Below are 4,290 nucleotides of genomic sequence, written 5' to 3' on the forward strand. Positions count from 1 at the left end.
CATCTGCATCGACCATTCGACGATTCATCGCTGGGCCGTGCATTTCTCGCCGATATTGCTGAAGCGCTTCAATCGGCGCAAGCGTTCCGTCAGTGGCAAATGGTATATGGATGAAACCTATATCAAGGTGCGCGGTCGATGGATGTACCTATATCGTGCTATCGACAGTGTCGGCGACACTGTCGAGTTCTGGTTCAGCGAGCAGCGTGACCTGGCGGCAGCCAAGCGCTTCCTGAACAAGGCGCTGGCCCGTCATGGCCGTCCCGATCGCATTGTCATCGATGGCAGCCAGACCAACAGGGAAGCAATCGTTTCGTGTGATATGGCAAGCCGTCTGCAAGATCGCTCACGGCGAAAGCTGACGCCGATCAGGATACGCCAGAGCAAATATCTCAACAATCGCATCGAGCAGGACCATCGGCGGATCAAGCGGCGAGTGCAACTCATGCTTGGATTTCAGACATATGCCAGCGCGAGAGCTACGCTGAGCGGTATCGAGATGGTCCACATGATGCGCAAGAGACAGGCGAGATATCTTTACAATCCAAACCCAAGCCTGGCAGAACAGTTTGCCATCCTCGCCGCTGCCATCTGAACAAACAAGGAACACTGCTCATTCTCTGCCCATAAGGAAATTTGCAACGGAACCACCCGTCCTACGCACAATACATTGGATTCATAGAGGTTTAGTTTTCCAGCCTCCCCGCATCCTGATGTCCGATTTGAAATCCTAAGTCAGAAATCGACACCGGATTTCTGGTTTACCGTTTCAAATTGAAATCGTTAGTCAGAAGCCACACCAAATCTGCCCCGGTTACCCCCATTTGAAGAAACCGGACCAAATTCCCGGGCAAAGAAGATTTCGGTTGATGGCGATGACGTGGGGTTGAGCCAATTGGAACCGCAAGGTTAGGGTCGTGTGTGTTGATCCTAGCGAGAGAGCCAGGCATGTCGCATGTAGCCTTGACGCCCGAACAGATCACTTTGGCCGATGCGATCGAAGCTCGGTTATCAAAGTTGATCACGGGAAGAATGCCATCACGCAAATCGGTCGAACGCGCCTTGGCCGTCGTCATGCCGGCGATCGAGCAGCTTGTCGCCATCACCGACGAGGCCGCTTTCGACGCATTGCTGGATCGATGCCCGCTGATGGATTCGTTCATGGAGTTTATGGTCTTTATGGAAGACACAACCTTCGAGGATGAGCTGTTCGATATCCCTGGGGACGACGATCGCAGCTTGTGGGAGGCGCGATGACCATCGACATTGACGGGCTGAGCGAAGCACAATTACGCGATTTGAACCGGCGGGTTGTCGAACGGTTGCGCGCCATTCAGCAGCTGAAGACCTATGACGCCATGCTCAAATTCAACGTCGGCGATCAGGTGGCCTTTGACGACCAATATGGCGATCCGGTTCGCGGCGTGCTCATTCGCCATAATCGCAAGTCGGTAACCGTGCATGGCGATGATGGCAGGCATTGGAACGTTTCGCCGCAGCTGTTGCGCAAACCGGTTGTTTCAGATCATGCCCAGCCCGCCAATCTCATCGATCTTTCAAAGCACAGATAATCGGTCAGGAGGATGCGGCGATGAGATCGGCCAAGGGCGGGATGCTGTTTCCCGGCGCATTCAGGCCGAGCCGGTCGCCCAGATAATGCCAGAAGGATAGGCCAAGCTTCCTGCAGGTCTTCATCAGACCGAGCATGGTGTCGCGGGCGATGCGGCCATCACGGCTCATCGTGCCGCCTGAGATCTTGCGCTTGGTGACGACGGTGCGCAGATCGTTTTCCGAGGCATTGGTGTGCAGCGGTATCTCGGGATGATCGAGCACCTTCAGGAGTTCGTCCTTGCGCCGGTGAAGCCGCGCCAGAAGTTTGTCGAGCTCCTGATAGTCGGTGCGGACCCGGAAGATGCGGTCGAAGCGGTAGCGGATGGCCTTGCCAAGGCCGGGCGAGGGCTTTTGCTTGAAGGCCTTGAGCGCCTTGTAAAAACACCACACCAGATCGCGCATGGCATCGAGCTGACTTGCCTGGCGCGGCGTTGCCGGCATCAGCTTTTGCAACAGCCGTTCTGCGTGGACCCAACACAGGCCATGATTGCCAACCCGGAATTGACCGGCATCATCGGAAATGATCACCGTGTTGGCCAAGAGGCCGTGATGCCGGATGGCTCCCCATAGGCCTGCTTCGCTCAGGGCGCGGACGACTGTGTTGTCGGCGAGGATGTCGATGCCCTGTTGCGCCAGATATTCCAGAAACGGCACCTGATTGGCAAAGCGTTGCGGTTCGCCTCGCCGCAGCCTTGCAATAAGCGACAGATCGGCGCCGTGTTCTTCAAGATAGTTCAGGGCGGCATCATTGAGGACATAATCCTGATAATTGCCGGTGAGCAGCGACAGAAAGTTCAGCCGCGATTTGGTTCTCGTGGCGCGGAACACACAGAAGCGCTCGCCGCCGATCTGGGTCGTATAGCAATTTTTACGGGCATGGCGCGCGCCGGTGTCGTCGACGCTCAGATACGGTGCCGAAATGAGCCCGGCATGCAGCACGGCCGCATCCTCGGCGGCAAAGCCATCCAGCCCGTTGGTCAGGAGGCGAACCACCTGCGTCTTCGAGATCTCGATGCCAATGCCGTTTAGGATCGACGTCAGCCGCTCCGTCGTCACCTGGCCCTGCGCATGCATGACAAGACAGAAGCGGCGCACCGCCGGGCCAAAGCCGCCAATGACGCCCTCTGGCAGCGGCGCGATCAGCGTCTTGCCGTCCGGCATCACCCATCGCTCGCGCTTGTAGCACACGACTTCACTGGCCAGGATCAACTCACGCACGAGGACCGTCTCGTATCCTTTGAAGCGCGAACCCGCCGGAACATCGGCGCCCAGTACTTCTTCGCGGCTGACGCGCTCCGTGTCGCGCTTGGGGCCGCGTGGCTTCTTCTTGCCGCCTTTGCCGCCACCCGTCTTGCCATCCGTCGCCTTATCCATGCCCGACGATTTGAATGGCGGTTTCGGTGGAAGGTTCTTCAATCGGGCGATCTCATCGCGCAAAAGCTCGTTATCGATCTTCAGACGGGTGTTCTCAAGGCGAAGCTGCTCGTTCTCTTCGCGCAGTGTCCGGTTCTCCGCCTCCAGCTTGGCGAGACGCGTATCGGCTTCCTCAGCCTTCTCCAACAGACCGCCAACGAGCCGCCGCAACGCCGCAAGCGACAATGTCTCAACGTGCCGAGTCGAAGGTTGCTTCTTCTTCATGCGACGACGGAATCTGATTTGCCCCCTTAAGGGAATCCCTCAATCCGTCTTTGCCCGGGAATTTGGTCCGGTTTCCGAAAAACAGGAGCTAATTATTCATTCCGCAGCCGTTCCGACCAACCGGTCACCGAAGCGAAGGATCTTGTTGGATGTTGCGGTGCCGTCATCGTAAAGCTCCACTAGCTCTTCCGGCAGGGGCCGCCCGTCTGCTGCACAAATGTAATCGCGCATCGTCGTGCCGGTGCAGCGCGAGTCGAGATTCACCGCACCGCGATGCGCCGCTACGTCGTCGATATGCACGGTCCTGAAATCGATGCTGTAGCGCGCGACATCAGTGGTATTTGGTACTGTCTCGTGTAACTGCGCGCCCGAGAACATGATGATGCCGCCGGGCGGAGGCAGATAGCGCAGAGATCGAGAACTCAATTCCTGCTGCGGCTTTGGCTGTTCGCGCGTATCACTCTTCACGTGCTGTGCCGCGGTCGCACGGTTCTTGCTGTTCCATTCATAGTAGTTGTAGATCTCGGAGTTGTTCTTGACCGGAACGTTAAAATGATCCGGATAAAATCCCATCGAATTGTCCGGGTCGATCGAATAGATCGGCAGCCACCAGTTGAGCTGGCACATCGGCGCCGAATACCAGGTGTCGCGATGCGGATGAAAAGCATAGGCGATGCCGGACGACAGGAAATGCGACGGATAGGCCGAACGCATGCGCGGAACATCGAAATAAACCTTGTCGAGATCGACGCCGCTTTCCTTCATGATCAGCGGAATGAGCCTCTTGCACTCCGGGTGATGAATGAAGGCCGGCTTCATGATTGAAAGGATTGCGGCGACCTCTTCCGGAGTCTTGTGCCTATGAATCGTACGCGGATCGTGCGGAGCAAAGGCTTCATCAAGCATCTGCCTTGCAAGCGCGATAAGCTCTCTCGTCGTGTCGGTGGCGCATGATATGAAAATATCGCCTGAATAGAGTCTGCGACGGCGTTCGTCATCATCTAAACCGGAATCGATGAATACACCTGACATGGACATCCC

Annotated in this window: 5 protein-coding genes; 3 read left to right on the top strand and 2 right to left on the bottom strand. The window is 56.8% G+C overall.

The window, feature by feature from the left end; all coding sequences use genetic code 11:
• The 3 genes from AAAB35_RS28030 to AAAB35_RS28040 form a co-directional block, all read left to right on the top strand.
• The coding region (locus tag AAAB35_RS28030; protein ID WP_340671609.1) for an IS6 family transposase at positions 1 to 595 on the top strand (595 nt) is incomplete at its 5' end.
• A gap of 353 nt (positions 596 to 948) precedes the next feature.
• The gene (locus tag AAAB35_RS28035) at positions 949 to 1,257 is read left to right on the top strand and encodes a hypothetical protein (RefSeq protein WP_340671610.1); all 309 of its coding nucleotides are present in this window, start codon (positions 949 to 951) and stop codon (positions 1,255 to 1,257) included.
• Positions 1,254 to 1,571: a hypothetical protein gene (locus tag AAAB35_RS28040; protein WP_340653605.1), complete on the top strand. Its 318-nt coding sequence runs from the start codon at positions 1,254 to 1,256 to the stop codon at positions 1,569 to 1,571. The genes AAAB35_RS28035 and AAAB35_RS28040 overlap by 4 nt, the downstream gene beginning before the upstream one ends.
• A 4-nt stretch (positions 1,572 to 1,575) precedes the next feature.
• Here the strand turns inward: AAAB35_RS28040 and AAAB35_RS28045 are convergent, their stop codons facing one another.
• Entirely contained in the window at positions 1,576 to 3,249 is a 1,674-nt protein-coding gene (locus tag AAAB35_RS28045; RefSeq protein ID WP_340671611.1) for a transposase, read from the bottom strand.
• Between the two features lie 96 nt (positions 3,250 to 3,345).
• On the bottom strand, positions 3,346 to 4,290 hold a 945-nt coding region (locus AAAB35_RS28050), incomplete at its 5' end, for a hypothetical protein (protein ID WP_340671612.1).

The organism is Phyllobacterium sp., from assembly GCF_037994425.1.
Classification (GTDB): domain Bacteria; phylum Pseudomonadota; class Alphaproteobacteria; order Rhizobiales; family Rhizobiaceae; genus Phyllobacterium.